Origin of the sequence: Mycoplasmopsis phocirhinis (genome assembly GCF_004216495.1) — a bacterium.
Lineage (GTDB): Bacteria > Bacillota_I > Bacilli_A > Mycoplasmatales > Metamycoplasmataceae > Mycoplasmopsis > Mycoplasmopsis phocirhinis.
Map to the genome: position 1 here is coordinate 116,074 of NZ_CP034841.1, position 21,151 is coordinate 137,224.

Annotated in this window: 21 protein-coding genes, 2 tRNA genes and 3 rRNA genes; 21 read left to right on the forward strand and 5 right to left on the reverse strand. The window is 26.8% G+C overall.

What is annotated here, in order from left to right; all coding sequences use genetic code 4:
- Positions 1–22 precede the first annotated feature (22 nt).
- From EG856_RS00500 to EG856_RS00515, 4 genes are all read right to left on the reverse strand, one after another.
- A complete protein-coding gene (locus EG856_RS00500; RefSeq protein WP_130429194.1) occupies positions 23–2,029 on the reverse strand; it encodes a S41 family peptidase in 2,007 nt (668 codons plus the stop codon).
- Complete coding sequence (locus EG856_RS00505) at positions 2,002–4,380, reverse strand: leucine-rich repeat domain-containing protein (RefSeq protein WP_165381409.1); 2,379 nt, start codon at positions 4,378–4,380, stop codon at positions 2,002–2,004. Before EG856_RS00505 ends, EG856_RS00500 begins: the two co-directional genes overlap by 28 nt.
- Positions 4,367–6,601 (reverse strand): leucine-rich repeat domain-containing protein, encoded by a 2,235-nt coding sequence (locus EG856_RS00510; RefSeq protein ID WP_130429196.1) that lies wholly within the window; start codon positions 6,599–6,601, stop codon positions 4,367–4,369. Before EG856_RS00510 ends, EG856_RS00505 begins: the two co-directional genes overlap by 14 nt.
- 228 nt (positions 6,602–6,829) lie before the next feature.
- Positions 6,830–8,047, reverse strand: a complete 1,218-nt coding sequence (locus tag EG856_RS00515; RefSeq protein ID WP_130429197.1) for a trigger factor-related chaperone — start codon at positions 8,045–8,047, stop codon at positions 6,830–6,832.
- Positions 8,048–8,213: 166 nt separating this feature from the next.
- Here EG856_RS00515 and EG856_RS00520 point away from each other — a divergent pair, with 166 nt between their 5' ends.
- Positions 8,214–8,819, forward strand: coding sequence for a restriction endonuclease subunit S (locus tag EG856_RS00520; RefSeq protein WP_130429198.1), 606 nt, complete (start codon positions 8,214–8,216; stop codon positions 8,817–8,819).
- A 72-nt stretch (positions 8,820–8,891) separates the two neighbouring features.
- On the opposite strand, the gene EG856_RS00525 is transcribed toward EG856_RS00520, so the two are convergent.
- Positions 8,892–10,100 carry a restriction endonuclease subunit S gene (locus EG856_RS00525; RefSeq protein WP_130429199.1) on the reverse strand — a complete coding sequence of 403 codons (1,209 nt, stop codon included), beginning with the start codon at positions 10,098–10,100 and terminating at the stop codon, positions 8,892–8,894.
- 312 nt (positions 10,101–10,412) lie between these two features.
- Between EG856_RS00525 and rpsL the strand changes: the two genes are divergently transcribed.
- From rpsL to EG856_RS00620, 20 genes are all read left to right on the forward strand, one after another.
- Positions 10,413–10,832 (forward strand): 30S ribosomal protein S12, encoded by a 420-nt coding sequence (gene rpsL, locus EG856_RS00530; RefSeq protein ID WP_130429200.1) that lies wholly within the window; start codon positions 10,413–10,415, stop codon positions 10,830–10,832.
- A gap of 22 nt (positions 10,833–10,854) precedes the next feature.
- Positions 10,855–11,325 carry a 30S ribosomal protein S7 gene (rpsG, locus tag EG856_RS00535; protein WP_130429201.1) on the forward strand — a complete coding sequence of 157 codons (471 nt, stop codon included), beginning with the start codon at positions 10,855–10,857 and terminating at the stop codon, positions 11,323–11,325.
- Between the two features lie 6 nt (positions 11,326–11,331).
- Positions 11,332–13,422, forward strand: coding sequence for an elongation factor G (gene fusA / locus EG856_RS00540; RefSeq protein WP_130429202.1), 2,091 nt, complete (start codon positions 11,332–11,334; stop codon positions 13,420–13,422).
- A gap of 288 nt (positions 13,423–13,710) precedes the next feature.
- Positions 13,711–14,511 (forward strand): diacylglycerol cholinephosphotransferase Mf1, encoded by an 801-nt coding sequence (mf1, locus tag EG856_RS00545; RefSeq protein WP_130429203.1) that lies wholly within the window; start codon positions 13,711–13,713, stop codon positions 14,509–14,511.
- 100 nt (positions 14,512–14,611) lie between these two features.
- A tRNA-Leu gene (locus EG856_RS00550) sits at positions 14,612–14,698 on the forward strand.
- 22 nt (positions 14,699–14,720) lie between these two features.
- A tRNA-Lys gene (locus tag EG856_RS00555) sits at positions 14,721–14,796 on the forward strand.
- A gap of 94 nt (positions 14,797–14,890) precedes the next feature.
- A 5S ribosomal RNA gene (gene rrf / locus EG856_RS00560) occupies positions 14,891–14,996 on the forward strand.
- A gap of 61 nt (positions 14,997–15,057) precedes the next feature.
- On the forward strand, positions 15,058–15,825 hold the full coding sequence (locus EG856_RS00565) for a hypothetical protein (RefSeq protein WP_130429204.1): 768 nt from the start codon (positions 15,058–15,060) through the stop codon (positions 15,823–15,825).
- A gap of 1 nt (position 15,826) precedes the next feature.
- The gene (locus EG856_RS00570) at positions 15,827–16,522 is read left to right on the forward strand and encodes a pseudouridine synthase (RefSeq protein ID WP_130429205.1); all 696 of its coding nucleotides are present in this window, start codon (positions 15,827–15,829) and stop codon (positions 16,520–16,522) included.
- A 38-nt stretch (positions 16,523–16,560) separates the two neighbouring features.
- Positions 16,561–16,666, forward strand: a 5S ribosomal RNA gene (gene rrf / locus EG856_RS00575).
- Between the two features lie 117 nt (positions 16,667–16,783).
- On the forward strand, positions 16,784–17,095 hold the full coding sequence (locus EG856_RS00580; protein ID WP_130429206.1) for a hypothetical protein: 312 nt from the start codon (positions 16,784–16,786) through the stop codon (positions 17,093–17,095).
- Positions 17,096–17,109: 14 nt separating this feature from the next.
- The gene (locus EG856_RS00585; protein ID WP_165381410.1) at positions 17,110–17,907 is read left to right on the forward strand and encodes an AAA family ATPase; all 798 of its coding nucleotides are present in this window, start codon (positions 17,110–17,112) and stop codon (positions 17,905–17,907) included.
- Entirely contained in the window at positions 17,886–18,239 is a 354-nt protein-coding gene (locus EG856_RS00590; protein WP_130429208.1) for a hypothetical protein, read from the forward strand. The genes EG856_RS00585 and EG856_RS00590 overlap by 22 nt, the downstream gene beginning before the upstream one ends.
- 10 nt (positions 18,240–18,249) lie before the next feature.
- Complete coding sequence (locus tag EG856_RS00595) at positions 18,250–18,624, forward strand: hypothetical protein (RefSeq protein WP_130429209.1); 375 nt, start codon at positions 18,250–18,252, stop codon at positions 18,622–18,624.
- The gene (locus EG856_RS00600) at positions 18,609–18,833 is read left to right on the forward strand and encodes a hypothetical protein (protein ID WP_130429210.1); all 225 of its coding nucleotides are present in this window, start codon (positions 18,609–18,611) and stop codon (positions 18,831–18,833) included. The genes EG856_RS00595 and EG856_RS00600 overlap by 16 nt, the downstream gene beginning before the upstream one ends.
- A 65-nt stretch (positions 18,834–18,898) precedes the next feature.
- A complete protein-coding gene (locus tag EG856_RS03625; protein WP_165381411.1) occupies positions 18,899–19,039 on the forward strand; it encodes a hypothetical protein in 141 nt (46 codons plus the stop codon).
- A 35-nt stretch (positions 19,040–19,074) separates the two neighbouring features.
- Complete coding sequence (locus EG856_RS00605; RefSeq protein ID WP_165381412.1) at positions 19,075–19,467, forward strand: hypothetical protein; 393 nt, start codon at positions 19,075–19,077, stop codon at positions 19,465–19,467.
- 113 nt (positions 19,468–19,580) lie between these two features.
- Positions 19,581–19,686: ribosomal RNA gene (gene rrf / locus EG856_RS00610) — 5S ribosomal RNA — on the forward strand.
- A gap of 116 nt (positions 19,687–19,802) precedes the next feature.
- Entirely contained in the window at positions 19,803–20,240 is a 438-nt protein-coding gene (locus EG856_RS00615; RefSeq protein WP_130429212.1) for a carboxymuconolactone decarboxylase family protein, read from the forward strand.
- 72 nt (positions 20,241–20,312) lie between these two features.
- The gene (locus EG856_RS00620; RefSeq protein ID WP_130429213.1) at positions 20,313–21,143 is read left to right on the forward strand and encodes an HAD hydrolase family protein; all 831 of its coding nucleotides are present in this window, start codon (positions 20,313–20,315) and stop codon (positions 21,141–21,143) included.
- Positions 21,144–21,151 lie beyond the last annotated feature (8 nt).

Genomic DNA, 21,151 nt, shown 5'->3' on the forward strand with positions numbered 1-21,151 from the left:
CAATAAAAAAAGATATTATTTTTTAATTATTTCTATATTCTTTTTGATATTGGTGTTCAACAAAACGGAAAATAGATTTCATTTTTTCAATTTTTTCTTCCATTTGATCTAAGGAATCACTATCTAAAATCATATTATTATTGATTTCGTTCTGGAATTGTTGACGTTTATTTTTACTAATAAATTTTAAATATTTGTCAATATTCTCTTTTTCTTTATTTCACGCTGATATTTTGATACTTTTTAGGTAATTGTTATATGCTTTTTCGCCTTCTTTTGGGTCTTTTAAGTATGCATTTATTACATCATAATTCATATAGGCTAAATATGGTATTGAAACATCAACTTCAATGCCATCTTGGGTGTATGGTAACTCATTTTCCTTGTTTATTTCATTTTGCGACCCAGAAAATCAAGCATTATTAGACGATATTTCTAAACTGGTTCCATCAGGCAAAACTAAAGGCAAAATTGAAAACATTCCACCACCAGATTTATTGCCTATAATTGTAGCTAATTTGTTAGTTTTAGCGATATGAGTTAACAAATTGGCAGCACTGAAAGTATTGATACCTGTTAATATATATCATTGATAATTTGGATAACCATCTTTTAAATCATATTTATCATCTTTATTAACATCTACACGATATTTAGAATATGATAATTGTTTATTAATTGTTTCATAAAAATAAATTTGTTGATCCTGATTAGTTAAAAAGCCAACAACTTTTTCCATCGCTGCAATTGAACCACCGCCGTTAAGTGATAAATCTAGAATTATTTTTTTGATTGGCGTTGGATTTTGTTTGATTAATTCCATTGCTTTATACATTTTTTCAAAACTATCATATTCGTGTTTTGTTTCTTTACTTAAATCTTCATTTGAACCCACTATAAATTGATCTAAATAAATTATTGCTGTGTCATTATGAAAACTAACAAATTTATTTTCTTGTTGAGTAAGTGCTGCGTTGCGAATTTTTCTTAAAATATTTAATCAGGCAATATATTCATTAACTTTTTGGCTGCGTGCTGAACCGTATGGATTTGCGCGATAATCTTGTGGATGATAATATGAACCTGATTGTATTGATGAATGTAATTCATTTAATTGTTCGTAGAATAAATTTTCGTATGCGCTGGTATTTTGATTGATATCTACTGATAACATTTTTTCTTTTAACCCAGTTTTAGCAAAGTATTCATCAAAACTATTAACATTATTTTGTTGAAGAAAAGTCTTTCTTAAACCATAAAAATTATCGAAAACAAACAATAAAAAATTATAGTTATTTTTTCTAAATTGCTTTGATTGTGGTTTTTCATTATTTGGGTTATTCATTATCAAATTGTATTCATTGGCATCTATATCTTTATTAATTACTGTGCTAACCCCAATAAATTTTTCGTTGTTGAAATAAATATTATAGTAGTTTTGGCTAAAGAAAAGGAAATTGAAAAGCGAAAACGGTAAATAAATATCATTATTTTTTGATTGAATACTCATTTGGTATTTATTTAAATCAAACTCATTTATTTTTGAATCAGAAAGTTGCGTAGTTGTGGTTGATTTATATTCAATTCTCTTACCATAATCAACAGTTGAAGAATTTTTTAGAATTTGGAACACATCTAAATTACTCATTAAAATTTTATTTTGCTTCAAATCAAAAATAATTTCATTTTCTCTATTAGAGTAATGAATTTTATCTTGTTTTTTGGATTTAAATTTAAAAAACTGAGGGTTTGTAACTCCTTCAATTTTTTTGATAAATTCATTGACATTGATATATAAATCTTGATTTTGAGGGTTAATGTATGTGTTGATTTTAACATTATTAATTTTGTATTGATTTGAATTATTTACAAATTCATATTGTTTATTAAATTCTAAATTTTTTGGTGGCGTATTATCATTTTTGAAATTATTTGTGCAAGCCAACACACTTAATGGTAATGTTAAAACCGGAACAAGTGAAGCAAACAAAAATTTTAATTTTATTTTAGTTTTATAATTTCGTCTCATTTATTTACTTTCGAATTTTCGTATTTATTTTTTTCTAATTCAAAATCAGTTTTGATTTGATCTTCATCTGGTAAATCTTCTTCACTTTGAGCTCTAATGTTTTTGTCGCTCAATTCGAATTCAATTACGTTTATTAGGGCAATTAATTCGTCTATTTTAGATTGAGTCACTAATAAGGAGTCATGTAAATTATATTTACGTGTAAAAATATATTTTGAAAGTGTGTTTAAAAATTCATCTTCGTTAGTATCATCAAAATTGATTAATTTTTTGATATTATTTTTTTGTTCTTGTGTTAAAGAAGTTAATTTTAATTGTATTTTATGTTTAGCAATTAAATTTAGATATTGGATGTAATATTCTGAATTTTTAACAACTTCACGGTATTTTTTTATTAAATCATTTAATTTTTGAATTTTAGTTTCAATACCATCAAAATTTGTTTTATTATCATTATATTTTTGATTTTCGGCTGCAAAATTGGCTCTAGTTTCTGAATTTAATTTAGTATCATTTTTGATAAATTCAACATCAAAATTGTAATTTAATAAAGTAATTATTTGTTTTAAACCAGCGATATTTTCATCAATATTAGTTAATTTTTTATTAGCTGTTCAAGCGTATTTAGAATCTATTAAATAATTTTTTACTTCCTGAATAACAGAAGCATTATCATTCTTTTCAGGTTGCGACAATTCAATTAATTGCTGTTTTGCAGCCATATCAATATTAGGATAATTGTCGATTGCGATTTTTGCAATATCTTGTAAATAAGAAATATATTGTTGTAAGTCTCTTACTCTGGTATTTTTTGAAGTTTCTAATGTGCTAATTTGAGCACGTATTTCATCTTCATTTTCTATGACAATGTTTGTCGATAAAATTGATTTTAATTTTGTTTTTTGCTCTTCATTTGCAACATAGATATTTTCTAATTTAGGAAATAATTCACTCGAAATTACAATTCCACTAGTTGAACTTATATTAGTGCTAACTAAATCAAGATTGAAATTTTGTGGTATTGTTAAAGTAGTTAAGTGCGGCAAATTGGTAACAAAAGTTGTTAGAGTCGCTGGCAAAGATAATTCAGTAATTAAAGAGTGTCTAAAACCATAGAATTTTGTTAAAGTATTAGGTAAGTTCAATGTTTTTATTGCTGTTCCATCAAAACCGCTAATTTCTTGTAGGTTTTGGTTTAGTGTTAATTGTGATAATTTATTAGCGTTATTAAACGCAAATTCAACTACTTCGGTGTTTTGCGGTAAAGTTAATTCTTCAATAGGAGTTCTATCAAAACCTCCAATTTTGCGCAAACTTTGTGGTAAATTAAGTGAGTTAATTTTAGTATTAGCAAATGCCCCTTGTTCAATAGTTTCTAATTTATCGTTAAAAGTAACATTTTGTAAATCTGAATAATTTTTAAACGCATCTTGTTGTATATATCTGATTTCAGGTAATAATTCAAGGCTAGTAATTTCGCTATTGTATAAAGAACTTGCAACTTCTTTGGTTAATGTTGTTGTTTTAACTTCGGTTAATAATTTGTTTAATTGTTGCTTTAAATCCATTTGTTTTTGTTGATAAGTTTGCTCGGTATAATCGGCTTTATCAGCATTTTTTTCATCGCTAAATAGTTTTCTAATTTTATTTTGAATATTTAAATAAATTTCATTATTACCGAATTCTCTTTCAAAATTATTGATAATTTTTGATTCTTGATTTAAATACAATTCATATAATTCCTTATTAGTTTTATTATTTAAATCTAAAGAATTATTGATAATTAATTTGATATTTGCTGTAGCTTTAATTAATTTATTGTAATATCTTAAATCAGTTTCAGCTATATTTTCACTTTCGGTAATAGTATTTTGTAATAAATCAATAGCGTCAGGTTTTGAAAGCGTAGCTAAAACTTTTTTAGCTTCATTTAATTGTTGATTAAATCTATCTTTAACCAGTTGTCTTTTTTCATCAATTGTTAAATTATTATATTTTTCGCTTTGTTCAATAACTTGATTTAATTTTTGACCGGCTTGAATTAATTCTTCAACTGTTTTGGCTTCGTGAAAAACTTTTGTTGCTTCATCAATACCTTGTGCAGAAGTTGTAAATGCTTCATTACCTTCTTCAGAACTATATGATTTGTGTTTTTCTTGAGCATTTTCAATAATTTTTTGTAATTTTTCTTTTTGGATTTCAAAATCACTTTTTTGGTTGCTTTGAATACTTTGATCCGGTTGTGAGGTTATTTTTTCATCATTGACATTCTCTTTTTTATTACACGCGACGGCAACAAAAGGGATTAAAGATAATGTTGAACTTAACAATATTAATTTATTTTTTTTCATTTTTTTCTCCTGTGAAATCATTAAAAGGAATTTGTTGATTTTTAATGTCTTCTACTCATTCTCTATTATTTATTAAATATTTACTATATATATTGATTAAATATAGATGTGGTCAATATGTTTTTGAAATTTCTGCTTCTTTTACATATTTTGGTAGAGTGAGTTCTTGCACACCTGTTTCGCTAAAACCTGAAAAACTTTTTAATCTTGGTGGTAAATTTAATTTACTTACAAGCGTTTGGTTAAAACCTCCAATTTTTCTAATACTTGGTGGTAAATTTAATTCATAAATTTTGGTAAAACCAAATCCATATAATTCTTCTAAGCCGTCAGGCAAATTGATTGTTCTAATATTTGGGTTATAGGTAAAAGCATCATTAGTGATTTTTTTTAGATTTTTTGGTAAATTTATTGAAGATATTAACGATTTTCTTCCCCCAAATCCACCTAAAATTTCTAAATTATCTGGCAAAATGACATTTTGGATTCCAGTATCATTAAATGAAACTGGTAATATCTGTTTGACTGTATTTGGTATATTTAGTTTAGTTAAATTTTCGTTAAAACCAAACCCTCCTAATACTTCTAAACCATTATTTAAATTTAGATTAGAAATTGGTGTTCGATCAAAAGAAGATTTATGAATTATTTTAAGAGATTTTGGAGTGTTAAGTTTTTGTATTTTTGTTTTAGCAAAACCACCTAATGTTTGTATTTTTTTTGGTAAATTCAACTCTGAAATCAATGTTTCATCAAAAGCGTTAGGATATATGTTAATCAGTGAATTTGGTAAATTTATTTTTTTAATACCAGTGCCAGCAAATCCACCTAAATTTTGTAAGTTAGGAGGTAAAACCAAATCTTGAATTTTTGTATTATCAAGTGTGCCAATTTCTATTGTTTGTAGTGAATTAGGTAAATTGATTTTTTCTATATTTCAATTCTTGAATCCACCCAATGAAATTAAATTATTCGGTAGATTAAGATTAATTGGATCAAGTTGAATATTACTTCTTAAGTCAAAAGAATGTGGTGCAATAAATTGAACACTTTGGGGAATTTGTAAATTTTTGATATTTGTATTAGCAAAACCACCTAAATAGATCAATTTTGGTGGTAAATTTAATGTTGAAATAGGTGTAGAATCAAAAGAACCTTCATAAATTTGTTCTAAATTTAATGGTAAATCAAGAGAGTTAACTAATGTCCCTTGAAAACCACCCAATTTTTTTAAGCCATTAGGTAATTTTAAATATTTAATATTTTTAGAATAGGCTAATGTATTAGGATGTATTTCAATCACTGTATCAGGAATATTAATTTCACTCAAATTAGATTTTGCAAATCCACCTAATTTTTTCAGTCCATTTGGCAATTCAATAGATTGTAATTGCTCAACTTCATTAAAACTGTTTTCATAAATTTCTTCTAAATTTTCGTTAAATTTAATATGTTTTAAAGTTGTGTGTGAAAAACCACCTATTTTTTGTAAATTAGTATTAAGCTTTAAATCTTGAACAAGAGTTGAATCAAATGAATTTGGCTCAATTATTTTTAGTGAATTTGGTAAATTTAATTTGCGTATTGATGTACGAGCAAATCCACCTAACTCTTTAATATTTTGTGTTAACTCTAAATTAGATATTTTTGTATCATCAAAACTATTTTTGTGTATTTTTTCAAGGTTATCATTTAATTTAAGATTAGTTATATTTGTTTGAGCAAACCCACCTAAAATTTTTAGTGATTTTGGTAATAATACCTCAGTTAAATCTGATTCATCAAACGAATTTGCTTTGATTTCTTCTAAACCTTCATTAAAGTGAATTTTGTGAAGTAATACCTCTTTAAAACCACCAATTTTTTTCAATGATTGTGGTAAATTTAATTCTTCAATTAGGGTGTAATTAAAACCATCTAATGATTGTAATGTATCTGGCAAATTTATTTTTTTGATTGGTGTGTAATCAAAAGCACCTTCAGCTATTTTTATTAAATTTTTTGGTAGTTTAACATTTACTAGATTATAAAATTTGCTAAATGCTTTTGGCCCAATTTCGGTTATATAATCAGGTATTTGTATTTCAGTTGCATTTTTATCAAACATTTTTAGAGCTTTTTGAGCACTTAAAAATTCTTTTTTTTCGTTGTTGGTATTACAAGCAACAACTGCGGGAAAAATTGTTGTAAGAGATAATAATGATAAGATCTTTAACTTCATATTTCCTTCCTAATGGAGAAAATTTTTATTTTATTTTCAAAATAATAAACAAAAATATCCTCTATATTGACAAGGGGATATTTTTAAAAATTTCGTACTACGCATGAATTACCATGATCCGCACATAGGTATAATCTCAGCCTTTTACAGCACCCTTGTCATTTATAATTATATTATTAGATTTTTAAATTTAAATATTTTTTGACAAAAATGTGTTAAAAGTTTATTTTATTCAGTGATTTTCAATGCTTTTGTGAAAATTTTTGCATTTTCAGGGTCAATTAATGCCATTAATTTTAAAATTGTTAATTGTTGTTTTATTATGTTGCGTAGCGATTCAAATGAAAGACTTTGTGGTGAGCGATTATGGATTTTTTGAATAAAATCTATTTGTTTTTGGACTAATTCATCACTGACATTAAATTCAAAATCATTTTGAATAGCTTGAATTAATAACATTGAGGCTGTTTTTTTCTTTGCACTAGCTTGAGCTAGATTTTTGATTTCAAGATGATTTGGTTTTTGTGTATCAAACTCAAAAGCTGATTTAATATCTTGAGCTAAACCTCCTGGGCGCATTTCACTTTGGATAATTTTTTGCATTGTTTCGGTGATAAATTCTGGACTAAATTCTATTATATTTTGCTCAACGATTTTATCAGCACATAATTCATAATATTTTAATAATTCTCTCGAATATAATTCTTTTTTGAAATTAAACTCAAATTCATCTTTTAATTCAGCAAGTGAATTAATATTTTGTTCTTCTAATTTGACAAATGTCTCATCAGTAACTTGAATTGTTTCATCATAAGTTGCTGAAATAATTTCAATTGTTCAAAAAACATTAGAAGGGTCATTTAAGGTAAAAATTTCTCCAATGTTTTTACCTATTAATTCTGAATTTATTGAGAAATTATTTGATGGTAAAGCTTGTAATTTGACATTTTTTTGCTCATCTACAATTTGATTATCTTTTGTTCCTTTTAAATTTAAACTTACAACATCTTTTGGTGCTATAGGCCGGTTTTTAACTTCTTTAGTAATTGGATAATTAGACTTAAATTCTTCAAAAATAGCATCAAAATCTTTTTGTGTAATTGTAGGCGTTTTATAGTCTATTTTTAAATTTTTGTAATCTAATTTTTTGATTTGCTCATTAGGATAATAGATAAAATCTACTACAGCCTTAAATTCATTGTTTTGTTCTATATAATCAATGTAAGGACCACCTACCGGCACATTTTTTTTGTCAGGATCTAAAATTTGTTTAATATAGTGTCTTGTTTTTTCTTTTAAAATCATTGCACTTGCGTGGTTTTTAATTTCTTCAGGCGCAACTTTTAAACCTTTGGTAATGGCTTGTTTTAAAATATCGTTTTTTATTTTTTTTCATTCACTTGCCGGCACATTAATTTCATAAGTTTCTTTTTTGTATTTAATCATTTTTACTCCTTGGTTTAGAGAACAATTAAATTATATAGTTAATCATTTATAAAAATATAACTTAATTTGAAGCTTTTATACATAGTGTGATTATCTTATTCAAGAATAGTAATTACAGTAATTGTTTATTTTTGTTCTTATTTTTAAAGAATTATTTGATTGATAAATGTGATTTGCAGATTTATTTACAAACGCTTGAGAACTAAAAAGGCTGGGTGAATTGTGTAAAGGCATAGGTGGAGTTTCGTTAGAAAAATATTTTAATCCAAACGGTAAATATAATGTGATAAATATAGGCAGTTATGGTGTCGATGGAGAATATAACGATCAATTATTAAGAATTAATAAAAATAATATTTCGCAAAATTATTTACTTAATAAAGATGATTTGGTAATGGTTTTAAATGATAAAACTATGGAAGGAAATATACTCGGGAAAGTTTTATATATAGACAAATCAGATAAATTTATTTATAATCAAAGAACACAAAGACTGATTATAGATGAAACAAAATATAACTCAAAATACATCTATTATTTAATGTATTCTAAACATACAAGATATAAAATTCTCTCTATAAAACAAAGAACATCCCAAATATATATAAATTGGTCAGAAGTTGAAAAATTATCATTAAATATCACCTCAAATTATAAAGAACAATGTTTTATACACAAACTATTTGAAAATTTGAAAACTAATGTATTACTTCTTCAGCGTAAGTTAATTTTTTTAAAAAATGACTGAAAACACTTATTTGATACGAATTAAGCAATAAAAAAACTCAAAATATTTTAATTTGAGTTTAGTTTTTCTATATTTATTACAATATTTTTGTTTATTTTAAACAAACATCTTTTCAAGCAACGTATTTTTGATGTTTTCAAGCATTTTTAACTTACGCTGAAGAAGCGATACGACATCATCAATATATTTGAATAAGTTACCTATTTTATTCATTTCAGTTTTTGCTATAGGAAGTTTGAGCGATTCTTTGTAAAACATATTAAGGTCTATAGAATGCATCATAATACCAGTTTTCACAGATCGCTTTAAAATATGTTTAAATATATTATCGTTTTGTAAAAAGTAAAACCAAAAAAGCAAATCTTGCTCTCTTTTGAATCTAAAAGTACTAAAAATATTGCTTATAATTCCGTTTTTATGTAAATTTATCGCAAGGTAGCCAAAGGTATTAGTTTTTGTTTCGTGACCTTCATAAACTATTTCGCCATAATTTAAAACATTATAATTTCTAATCGTTTCAGGTTTAACATCTCTTGAGATTTCTTTAGATTTGATTACTTTTGTTACAGATAAAAAATCGGTTATATTGTATTTTCCGTTATTTTTATTTGAAGTGATAGTTACCAATTCTCCCAACCTTTTTAGTTCTCAAGCGTTTGTAAATCCTTTAAATCTGACTGAAGGATATAATGATTTTGAGGAAGCGAACATTTTTTCAAGTAGTGTATTTTTGATGTTTTCAAGCATTTTTAACTTACGCTGAAGAAGTAATACGACATTTTTTACTTGGTTAATCAACAAATAAATTTTTTCTTGTTCTGGTAATGTCGGAATTTTCATAAAAATGTTTTTATTATCGTTAAAACTAAATTTGCTCCTTACTCCAGTGCTACTATTAAGTTGAATAATATGTTTGAAATAATTTGTTTTAAAAAATACATCTAAATAATTCTCTAATACATCCTTTTTTAACTTAAAAGTTTCATAAATATTACTAATTAAACCATCATCGTCAAAATTAAATAAAGCAATGGAACCAACATTAATTCTTGAAGGATTAAATGCAAATGAATTTTTGCTGATTATTTTTGAATTTTTTTTAGAACCATAAACAGCGGTTCCTCCATTTGAAAAAAATTCATTCTGCAGCACAAAGCCTTGTGTATTTGTGACCGAATAACTTCTTAATTGCTCGTTTTGATTATTTTTAATTGAATATATTTCAATAATTTCATTGGAATTTTTTAGTTCTCAAGCGTTTGTGAATCCTTTAAATCTGATTGAAGGGACTAATTTAGTCTTCATGAAAACCTCCTCCATTTTTATGACAAAAAAGTTTTTATTAATAAAAATTTTATTAAATTTATTTAGAATCTTTATATTGTTTTAATTTTAGATTGTTGCTTTATATTAATTAATGTTTATAGATGTTTAAAAATTGCTTATCCTTTTTTAAATTTTGGGCTTAAAAAAAGTAATTTTTTCTAATTTTTTTTAACAGCAAAAACAAATTTTAAAAAAAATGAAACACACGGCAGAGTTGTTGTATAATTAGCAAGTTATTTTATATAGCAATATTTTTAATATATTAAATCAAAATACAGAAAGGAAATATAAATGCCTACAACAAATCAATTAGTTAGTAGTGGTAGAGTGCAAAAAATTCGTAAGCAAAATGCCCCAGCATTGAATTTGAGCTACAACACATTAACAAAATCGAGCCGTAAAGAATCAGCTCCTTTTAAACGTGGTGTGTGTACTCGTGTTGCAACTATGACACCTAAAAAACCTAACTCAGCTATGCGTAAGTATGCTCGTGTTAAATTATCAAATGGTATGGAAGTAACTGCATATATTGGCGGTGAAGGTCACAACCTACAAGAACACTCAGTAGTTTTAATTAGAGGTGGTAGAGTTAAAGACTTACCAGGTGTTAGATATCATATCGTTAGAGGAACACAAGATTTAGCGGGAGTTAATAACCGTAAACAAGGTAGAAGTTTATACGGAACTAAAAAAGAAAAATCAAGTAAATAATTAGAAAGGAAATAGTGAAATTATGTCAAGAAAACACAAAGCTCCAGTTAGAGAAGTACTTGCTGACCCAATTTTTAATTCAGTTCTAGTTACCAAGTTGATTAATTCAATTATGCTAGATGGTAAAAAATCCGTAGCGCAAGACATTCTATACTCAGCCTTTAACATTGTTAAAGAAAAAACAAATAAAGATCCAATGGAAGTATTTCAAGCCGCAATTGAAAATATTACTCCACAATTAGAAATTAGAACAAGAAGAATTGGTGGAACCAATTACCAAGTTCCAACTGAAGTTTCATCTCGTAGAAAACAAACTTTATCATTAAGATGATTAGTTCAATACTCACGTTTAAGAAACGAAAAAACAATGGATGTTCGTTTAGCTAACGAAATCATTGATGCATCAAATAAAACCGGTGGCGCAATTAAAAAGCGTGAAGATACACACAAAATGGCTGAAGCAAACCGTGCTTTTGCTCACTTTAGATGATAAGATATTATGGCAAGACAATATGATTTAAAAAATTACCGTAATATCGGTATTATGGCCCACATTGATGCAGGAAAAACAACAACAACAGAAAGAATTTTACTTCACACAGGAAGAATTCATAAACTAGGTGAAACACACGATGGTGCTTCACAAATGGACTGAATGGCTCAAGAACAAGAGCGTGGTATAACTATTACTTCAGCTGCAACAACAGCTTTTTGACAAGGAACCAGAATTAATATTATTGATACACCAGGACACGTTGATTTTACAGTTGAAGTAGAACGTTCGCTTCGTGTGCTAGACGGTGCTGTTACAGTATTAGATGCGCAAAGTGGAGTTGAACCCCAAACTGAAACAGTTTGAAGACAAGCTACAAACTACAAAGTTCCAAGAATTGTGTATGTTAATAAAATGGATAAATTAGGTGCTGACTTTTTTATGTCAGTGAATTCAGTTAAATCAAGATTAAACGGAAATGCTGTTGCTATCCAAGTTCCTATTGGAGCAGAAGCTAATTTTTCTGGAATTATTGATTTAGTGGAAATGAAAGCGTACATTTACGACGGTAAACCCGAAGAAAATCCAGAAATAACCGAAATTCCAGCTGAGTATTTAGAAGTTGCTAAAGAAAGAAGAGCAATGCTAATTGATGCGGTTTCAACATATGATGATGAATTTATGATGAAACTTTTAGAAGGTGTACAACCTAGCGAAGAAGAACTAAAAGCAATTATTAGAAAGGCTACTTTAACATCAACATTTTTCCCATGTGTATGTGGAACTAGTTTTAAAAATAAAGGTGTTAAAAAGATGATTCAAGCTGCTGTGGACTATTTACCTTCTCCACTTGATATTCCAGCTATTAAGGGTTATTTAGGTGACGAAGAAGTTGCTGTTCCAGCAACAGATGATCACCCTTTTGTGGCTCTAGCGTTCAAAGTTATGACTGATCCTTTTGTGGGCTCGCTAACATTTTTCCGTACATACGCAGGTGTATTACAAAAAGGTTCATATGTATATAACACAACTAAAGATGTTAAAGAACGGATTGGGCGTATTATTAAAATGCATGCCAATTCACGTGAAGAAATTGATGAATGTTATGCAGGTGATATTAACGCATTAGTAGGTTTAAAAGCTACTACAACTGGTGATACTTTAGTAGCAGATAAATCACCTAAAGTTGTGTTAGAAAGAATGATATTCCCTGAACCAGTTATTTCACAAGCACTAGAACCAGAAACTAAAGATGCAGTAGAAAAATTAGCTCTAGGATTGCAAAAACTAGCTGCTGAAGACCCAACATTTAGAACATACACAGATGAAGAAACGGGTCAAACAATTATTGCTGGTATGGGTGAATTACACCTTGATATTATCGTAGATCGTCTAAAACGTGAACATGGTGTTAAAGCTAAAGTTGGAGCTCCGCAAGTTTCATACCGTGAAACAATTACTAAAGAAGCCGATGTTGAAGGTAAACACATTAAACAATCAGGTGGTAAAGGTCAATACGGTCATGTTTGAATTAAATTTGAACCAAATAAAGACAAAGGTTTTGAATTTGTAGATAAAATTGTTGGTGGTAAAATTCCAAAAGAATACATTAAATCAATTCAAAAAGGGCTTGAAGATAAAATGGCTAGTGGTATTTTAGCTGGCTATCCAATGATAGATGTTAAAGCTACCTTATTTGATGGTTCTTACCACGATGTTGACTCTTCGGAAATGGCTTATAAAATAGCTGCTTCTAAAGCTTTAACAAAAGCAAAAGATCAAATTGGAACTGTTTTATTAGAACCAATTATGAGTGTTGCTGTTGTAATTCCTGAAGACTATTTTGGTGATGTTATGGGTGATTTAACTCGTCGTAGAGGCCAAATTGTTGACAACGAAACCCGTAATGATGGTGCGCATGTAATTCGTGCTCATGTACCATTGAAAGAGATGTTTGGCTATGCCACTGATTTACGTAGCATGACAGCTGGTCGTGGAAATTACCAAATGCAATTTGATCACTATGAAAAAGCTCCTAAAAATATTGCTGATCAAGTTATTAAAACAAGAAACATCAAAAATGATGACGATGAATAATTAATAATTTAATTTTGTTAAACTAAAAATTCAAGCACACAATAAGTTTTGTTGTAATGCTTGAATTTTTTAATAAAAAAAACAACCTAGATGGTTGTAGCTGTATAAAAAATAAATTAAATTTAAAAGGGATAACACTTTTAATGTAACAATAGTTACTGCTCAATTTTACCAAAAAAACATAATTTAAAAAACATTTTTATTTTTTAATTTAAAGATACTCAAAAAAAATAAACTTAGCTGAAGTTTAAACAATTAATAACCAACAATTTTATTATAATAGTATCTATGAAATTAGATGATAGTCCTATGCTGGATAAAAATATAAAAAAAAGACAACAAGGAAATTTAAAATTACTACATGAACTTGTAGACATTCTTGAGCAAAATAATTTAACATATTCGTTAGCTTATGGAACTTTATTAGGAGCCATTAGATCAAATAAATTAATTGACTGAGATGCTGATATTGATTTAATTATTACCAAGCAAACCTATGATTTTTTAATTAATAATTACCCAGATAAAATAATGACAAACAAAAATGTTAATCATCATTTTTTGACTTTTCCGCGTTTTGTGAGTTCACTTAAAGATATAAATGTCACTAATCCTAACTCACAATATATTGATTTATTTGTTACAGTTTCAAGCAACGAAAACACATTTAAAAAATATTTAACAAAATTTACAAACAAAATCAAAGGTTTATGTGGCTGAACAAAAGTTAAATATTATTTTAATCACAAAATAATTAAAACAATATGCCGTTTTTTGGTAAAATCAACTTTGTGGTGGGTTAAAAGTTTAACTTTTGACAAAGTTTATCAAACTTTATACGTACCAAACACAAATAAATATGCACTTACAGTTTGACCGACAATGGATAATTATTGTTTGATAGATAAAGATGATTTAACTAATTTAAAACAAATTGAATTATGTGGTAGAAAATTTTTTTGCTTAAATAACGCCCAAAAATATTTAAAACAATGATACGGTGCAACCTGAAAAACTCCGATTAAAACAGCTAAATCTATTTATTGTGGTTATTACGAAGTTGCTAAACCATTAAAAAAAATTAAATAAATTTAATATTCAAGTAGTAAAGATGTTAAAAAATAAAAAATGAAAATATTTTTTCTTTTTTTAAAATTACGCTATAATTAAATAGCAATTTTAAGAAGTTGCCCAGGTGGCGGAATAGGTAGACGCAAGGGACTTAAAATCCCTCGGTGGTAACACTGTGCTGGTTCAAGTCCAGTTCTGGGTACCATATGATCGCAAGATCACTAAATGCGTCCTTAGCTCAGCAGGTAGAGCAAATGGCTTTTAACCATTGGGTCAGAGGTTCAAATCCTCTAGGACGTACCATTTCAAGAAATTGACCAATAAGCGTATGCTTATTTTTTTATTTTTATTTTTTCAAAAAAATATTTGGAATATTGTAAAAATACAATACAATTATTATAGTAGTTATAGCGCAAGGGACCACCTGATACCATTCCGAACTCAGTAGTTAAGCCTTGTAGTGCCGACGATACCAGAGATGGGAAAATAGGGAGCTGCTTTTTTTATTTTTAATTTGTTTTGATATATTATTTACATAATAAAATTTTATGAATAGGAGTAATAATGAAAAAAATAATCTTATCCCCACTATTAATTTCAGCACCAATGATTGTGGTTTCATGTTCAACAAAAAATGATGAAAATAAAAACCAATGAACAATTACAAAAAAAAATGATAATTTAGCTAGTTCAAATGTTGAAATAGGTTTAAAAACTGACAATAAGGACACATTAAATGTACAAAATATTGAAAAATATGGTTATTTGGATATATTAAAAATACAACCAAGAGATAATAAAATTTTAATTCTTGAAAATGATCTTCTAGCAAGTAAAGTTTTTCCGTCTTTTTTAGTTTATGATAATTTTGAACAAACTGAAGATATAGAAAATGAATTTCCTGATGAAATAAGTAATTTTAAAATATCAAATATTTTTAATCAAGATTTTTTTAAAAATAAATTTATTGTATATGTGGCGATTAATCAAACATCAATTAACCCAATTAATTACCGCGATAAAGATTATTTAATTTCTCAATCACTTATTCCATTTGCATATAACGCACAAGGTCAAGTTATTAACGAATTATCAGTTTTAACTTCTGTAAGTGATTATGCTCCTGCAGTGCAATTACCTGGTGAATATAGTTCTTATTTTCGCAATTCGTTAATGACGTTATTTGTTGCTTTTGATAAAAAATATTATGATGAAGTTATTAAAATAATTGAAAAAATTACTGATGAAGATCAAAAAAGAAGCGAAAGACTAAAAGAACAAAACCAACCACAAACCAATACTCCTTCTCCACAATCTAATCAAAATAATTAATATGTCAAAACAAAGAATAGAAAAAATAATTGCTCATAACACTTCCTATACCCGTAGCCAAATATTAAAAATGATTCGCAAAGGTAATATTCAAGTAAACGGTATCAAAATTCACAAAAGTATTTTGATAGAATCTCAAAAAGATTTCGTTTTAATAAACGATCAACCATTGAAAATTAGCAAGTATCATTATTATTTATTTAATAAACCAGCAGGTTATTTATCAGCTAATTCGGACAAAAACGATTTGACTATTTTTGACTTAATAAATCTAAAACCAACACAATATTTTTGTGTTGGAAGATTAGATAAAGATAGCGAAGGTTTGATGATTATTACTGATGATGGTGGCTGAGCTAATTGAGTTTTAAAACCAAAAAATCACATTCCAAAAACGTATTATGTTGAAGTTGATAAAGAATTTAATGATACGATAAAAAGACATTCAGGTGATATAAAAATACAAGGATATATTGTAAACAAATATAAATTTAAGTTCATTACTAAAAACACTTGTGAATTAACAATATACGAAGGTAAATACCACCAAGTTAAACAAATGTTAAATTATTTTGGCTATACTGTAACATATTTAAAAAGAATTAGTTTTGGCTCTGTAACGTTACCAGATGATTTAGCAAAAGGTCAAATAAGAGAAGTTGATTTTTCAACAATTTCTTCATTTAAAAAAAGTTAAAAAATATTTGGATTATTTTAAAAATACATTACAATTATTTTAGTAGTTATAGCGCAAGGGACCACCTGATACCATTCCGAACTCAGTAGTTAAGCCTTGTAGTGCCGACGATACCAGAGATGGGAAAATAGGGAGCTGCTTTTTTATTTTTATATTAATGTTAAAACATTATTTAGCTAAATTAATAAACGAAAACGACCGTTTTAAACGTTTCGTTTTTTTTAGAATAAAATATGTTTAATCTGAATTTAGGAGAAAAAAGTGAATAAATATTTTAAAGAATACCTTGCTGAATTAGAAAATTTATATAACACTGCATCGCATCAATTTACTCCTGAAATATCAAAAAAAATTAGAGAAAAAATTGGTAGGTGCAAGAAGATTAATGATTTATTCAGTAAGTCTAACAAATGGTATAAATTTTTAATTGAAAATAAAGAAAAACATTTTAAAGAATTTGGAAATGACCAAGATTTTGCTCATTTATTATCTCTAATTCATGATGAAATTAAAAATTACGATCACACTGATTTTTTACTTATATTAAAAACAGAAGTAAATTTTTTGACATAAAAGTAATTAATGAATTGAACAAAGATGGACTTATAGAATTATTAACAAGATGAAATAACACTTTTATTCCTTTATCTTTCTATAAAATTCATAATAATAGAACTAAAAAAAACAAAAATTTTAAAGGTATATCTCATGAATTAACCAGTCATGTTTTGAAGGCGTTTAAAAATTTTTTGTCGTGATTAACAACTGACAATGATACATTTTACAAAGAATTTATTAGTTATTGAAATAAAAGTGAAAAAGATCAATATAGCAACAACAATAAAAACACAGCAATTGTTGGTGTTAATGAAATCTATTACGGTATTCTTGGGAGTGGTAAATCTTATATTTTGAATAAAAAATATAATAATTTTACCAAAGTTCGTATTATTTTTCACCCGTCCTATTCCTATAGTGATTTTGTAGGACAAATATTACCAAAAACAAACGATAATAAAGTTGAATATAAATTTGAACCCGGACCTTTTACAAAAATTTTAAAACAAGCTTATCAAAATCCTGACAATAATTACGTTTTGATTATTGAAGAACTTAATAGAGCAAATGCTGCGGGTGTATTTGGTGATATTTTTCAACTTTTGGACCGCAACCAAAATGGTGAAAGCACATACACAATTACTAATTTTGAAATAGCAAAATCGTTAGGGATGAAAAGTGATTTTGAAATCTATATTCCAGCAAATCTTTCGATTGCAGCTACTTTAAACACATCTGATCAATATGTAAACGTTTTAGATACAGCATTTCAAAGGAGATGAAACAAAATTTACATTTCGAATAATTGAAATGATCAAGATGATTAAATTTAAAAGAATTAAAAATACCAAAAACAAATATTATTTGGTCTAAATTTATTGAAGTAATCAATAACATTATAGAAATTAATTCCGAAACATTGCAAAATGATGTTGATAAAAAAATTGGTAAATATTTTGCGTGACATAAGGTTATTAATTCAACTGAATTGTTTGCCCAAAAGGTTTTAGAATATTTATGAAATGATGTTTTTAAATATGACCGGGGATTATTATTTAATTCAAAAGTTAATTCGATAGACAAATTATTTGAATTATTCGCTTCAACACAATTTCAAAATATTTTTAATGACAATGTTTTAAGTGAGTTAGAAAAATAAAATGGCACAAATGTCTATAAAATATTCAGTAATTTTAAACAAAAAAGATAGCTTTGTTGGCATTGAATATTCAGATAATTCTATTAAAATTATTCTTCCTTGAACTCTAACTGGTGATATTGAGCATATTCAACTAGACAATAAATTAAGTCCTCAAATAATAAATAAAACTAAATTGATGCTCGATTTATTGATAAACATTAATTCAAAATCTATTAAAATGTCTGGCACTAATATAGGTGTTAATTTAAACTCTTTAGATGCAATATCTGCATCTTTTTGAATTTTAAAACAAAATATTCAATCTATTTATTCATTATTACAACAAGATTACACTAAATCAAATGTGAATCAATCCGGCAAAATAAATTGGAAAAGACAATAAAAGCATTTATTCCTTTTTATTCAACAGAACAATTTTTTTATTTAAAAACTATACGCGATGTTACTTGAAGTGTTAAACACAAAGAATTAATTAGAATATTTAATTATTGTTATAATCGTGCTAATAGTGCAATTGGTTTTTTATTTTTTCCAACGCACAAAATAAAAAACGCACCAGAACAAATTTCACAAACACAAAGAAAAAAATAGATTAATCTCTTACGATGAGAACATAAGATACATTTAAATCAGAATTAAAAATTTTAATTCGTCATTTGTTAGTTTTATTAAAAGATGAAGGTTTTAATTTAAAAAACAACAAAATAAAAATAGGCACAGATCGTTTTGCACCACTTTGAGAAAAAATGATTAAATCAATTTTTGGTAATGTTGATGTAGGAGATTTTGATTTTTAGTAATTAATAAATCAAGACAAAAAATTAGACAACAATTGCGTCCTGATGTTATATATAAAAATAATTTTGACTATTTAGTTATAGATGCAAAATATTATCAAACCAATAGTCCGGGTACTAGTGATTATTTTAAACAATTTAATTATGCCGATGTGATCAATAACTATATAACTCAAAATGTGAATAATCAAGTATATAATATTTATATTTTACCTGCTTTTTTACCTGAAAATAAATTCGAATTAATTGATACTCATGTGCGAAATGATAAAGATTTTTATTTAGAAAAACCCTACACGTATGTTAATTTATACCGTTTTGATTTAACAACATTGTTAGTACTATATTTAAAACGAGGACAAGATTTTGTCACGACAGAATTTTCATCTTACATAGTTCAAAATAAAAATAAAAAATTATTAAACTAAAATCTAACAAAATTTATTTAAGCATTGAAATTTTGTTAGATTTTTTTGTTTAACTTGATAATAAAAAAAGTTTTAAAAATGTTTTGATTTAATTTTAAATATAGTACTATTTATATAGTAGTTATAGCGCAAGGGACCACCTGATACCATTCCGAACTCAGTAGTTAAGCCTTGTAGTGCCGACGATACCAGAGATGGGAAAATAGGGAGCTGCTTTTTTTATTTTCAATTTTTAATATTTTAATTTAATGTTTAAAATAGTTTTGATTTTTTGCTTTTTTAATTTAAAATAATAGTGCATAGAAAATGTAAAAAATGCAAAAAAGGAGAAAAAAATGGCCAAAAGAGTAATTATTGCACAACAAGACCCAGAATCAGCAAAAATTTTATCACAACTATCTGACCACTTATCAACAAGTTTAGACCCTATTTTATTGGAATTAATTAAAGTGAGAGCATCGCAAATTAATAAATGTGCTTATTGTTTAGAAATTCACACTAAAGTAGCTTTAGAAGTTGGAGAAACACAACGTAGAATTTTTGCACTACCAGCGTGAACTGAATCACCATTATTCAGCGAAAAAGAAAAAGCAGTTCTTAAAATGACTGAAGAAATAACTTTAATTTCAGATAAAGCACTAACTGATGAAACATTTGAAGAATTATCAAAATTTTTCAGCGAAAAAGAAATTTCAGATTTAATTATGAACGCGATTGCAATTAACGCCTGAAATAGATTAGCGCTAGCAAGTAAAGTTTCACACAAAAATTAAGTTTCAAAAACAGCAACGCTGTTTTTTATTTTTTTAGCATTAAATTTTGCTTATAACTTATAATTGATAAACATGCAAATAAAAAACAAACTTACTTACTTTATTGATTTAGACGGAACTCTTTTCGATCAAAAAGGTTTTAGTAGAATTTCACACAAAAATTTAAGCGCAATTTTAATTATCAAAAACTTCGCTAACGTTGTTTTTTCAACTGGGCGAAGTTATTCGGATTTAAGAGTTCAACAAGCAATGAAACAATTAAGTATTAGTGATATTATAAGTTCATCAGGCGCTGAAGTTTATGTTAATCATAAACTGGTTTTAGCTAACGCAATGCCTAATCAGATTGTACAAAAAATTGTGGATTATGCAATATCTAAAAAAATAGTGTTTGTGATTTATGATGATCAACAAGAACATTTATATGTAAAAAATAAATTTGATAAATTTTTGGCTAATTTAACAGTTAAACGCTGAATTAAATCAATAAATATATTTAATAATTTTGATATTAACAAACATTCTCAAATATTTAAAATTGCTTTTGTTTTTCCTACTAACTTATTTTCTAAAAAAATAATTAAAGAAATACAACAAAATTTTCCAAACCTGATTAATTCATATACAGCTAGTCGTAATTATGTCATTGAAATAACCGACATTAGCACAAACAAAGCAACCGCAACAGTTGAATATTGTCGTATTAACAATATTGATTTGATTAATACAGTTCATATAGGTGATTCAATGTCAGATGCGTGTTTAAAAGGCTATGTTGGCAAACTAGTAGCAATGGGTAATTCAACCGCGCAACTTAAAACAATTGCCGATGAAGTAGCCCCTAATCATAAACACGGTGGCTTATATAAATATTTTGTGCAAAATAAAGTTAAAAAACAATAAAGTTGTTG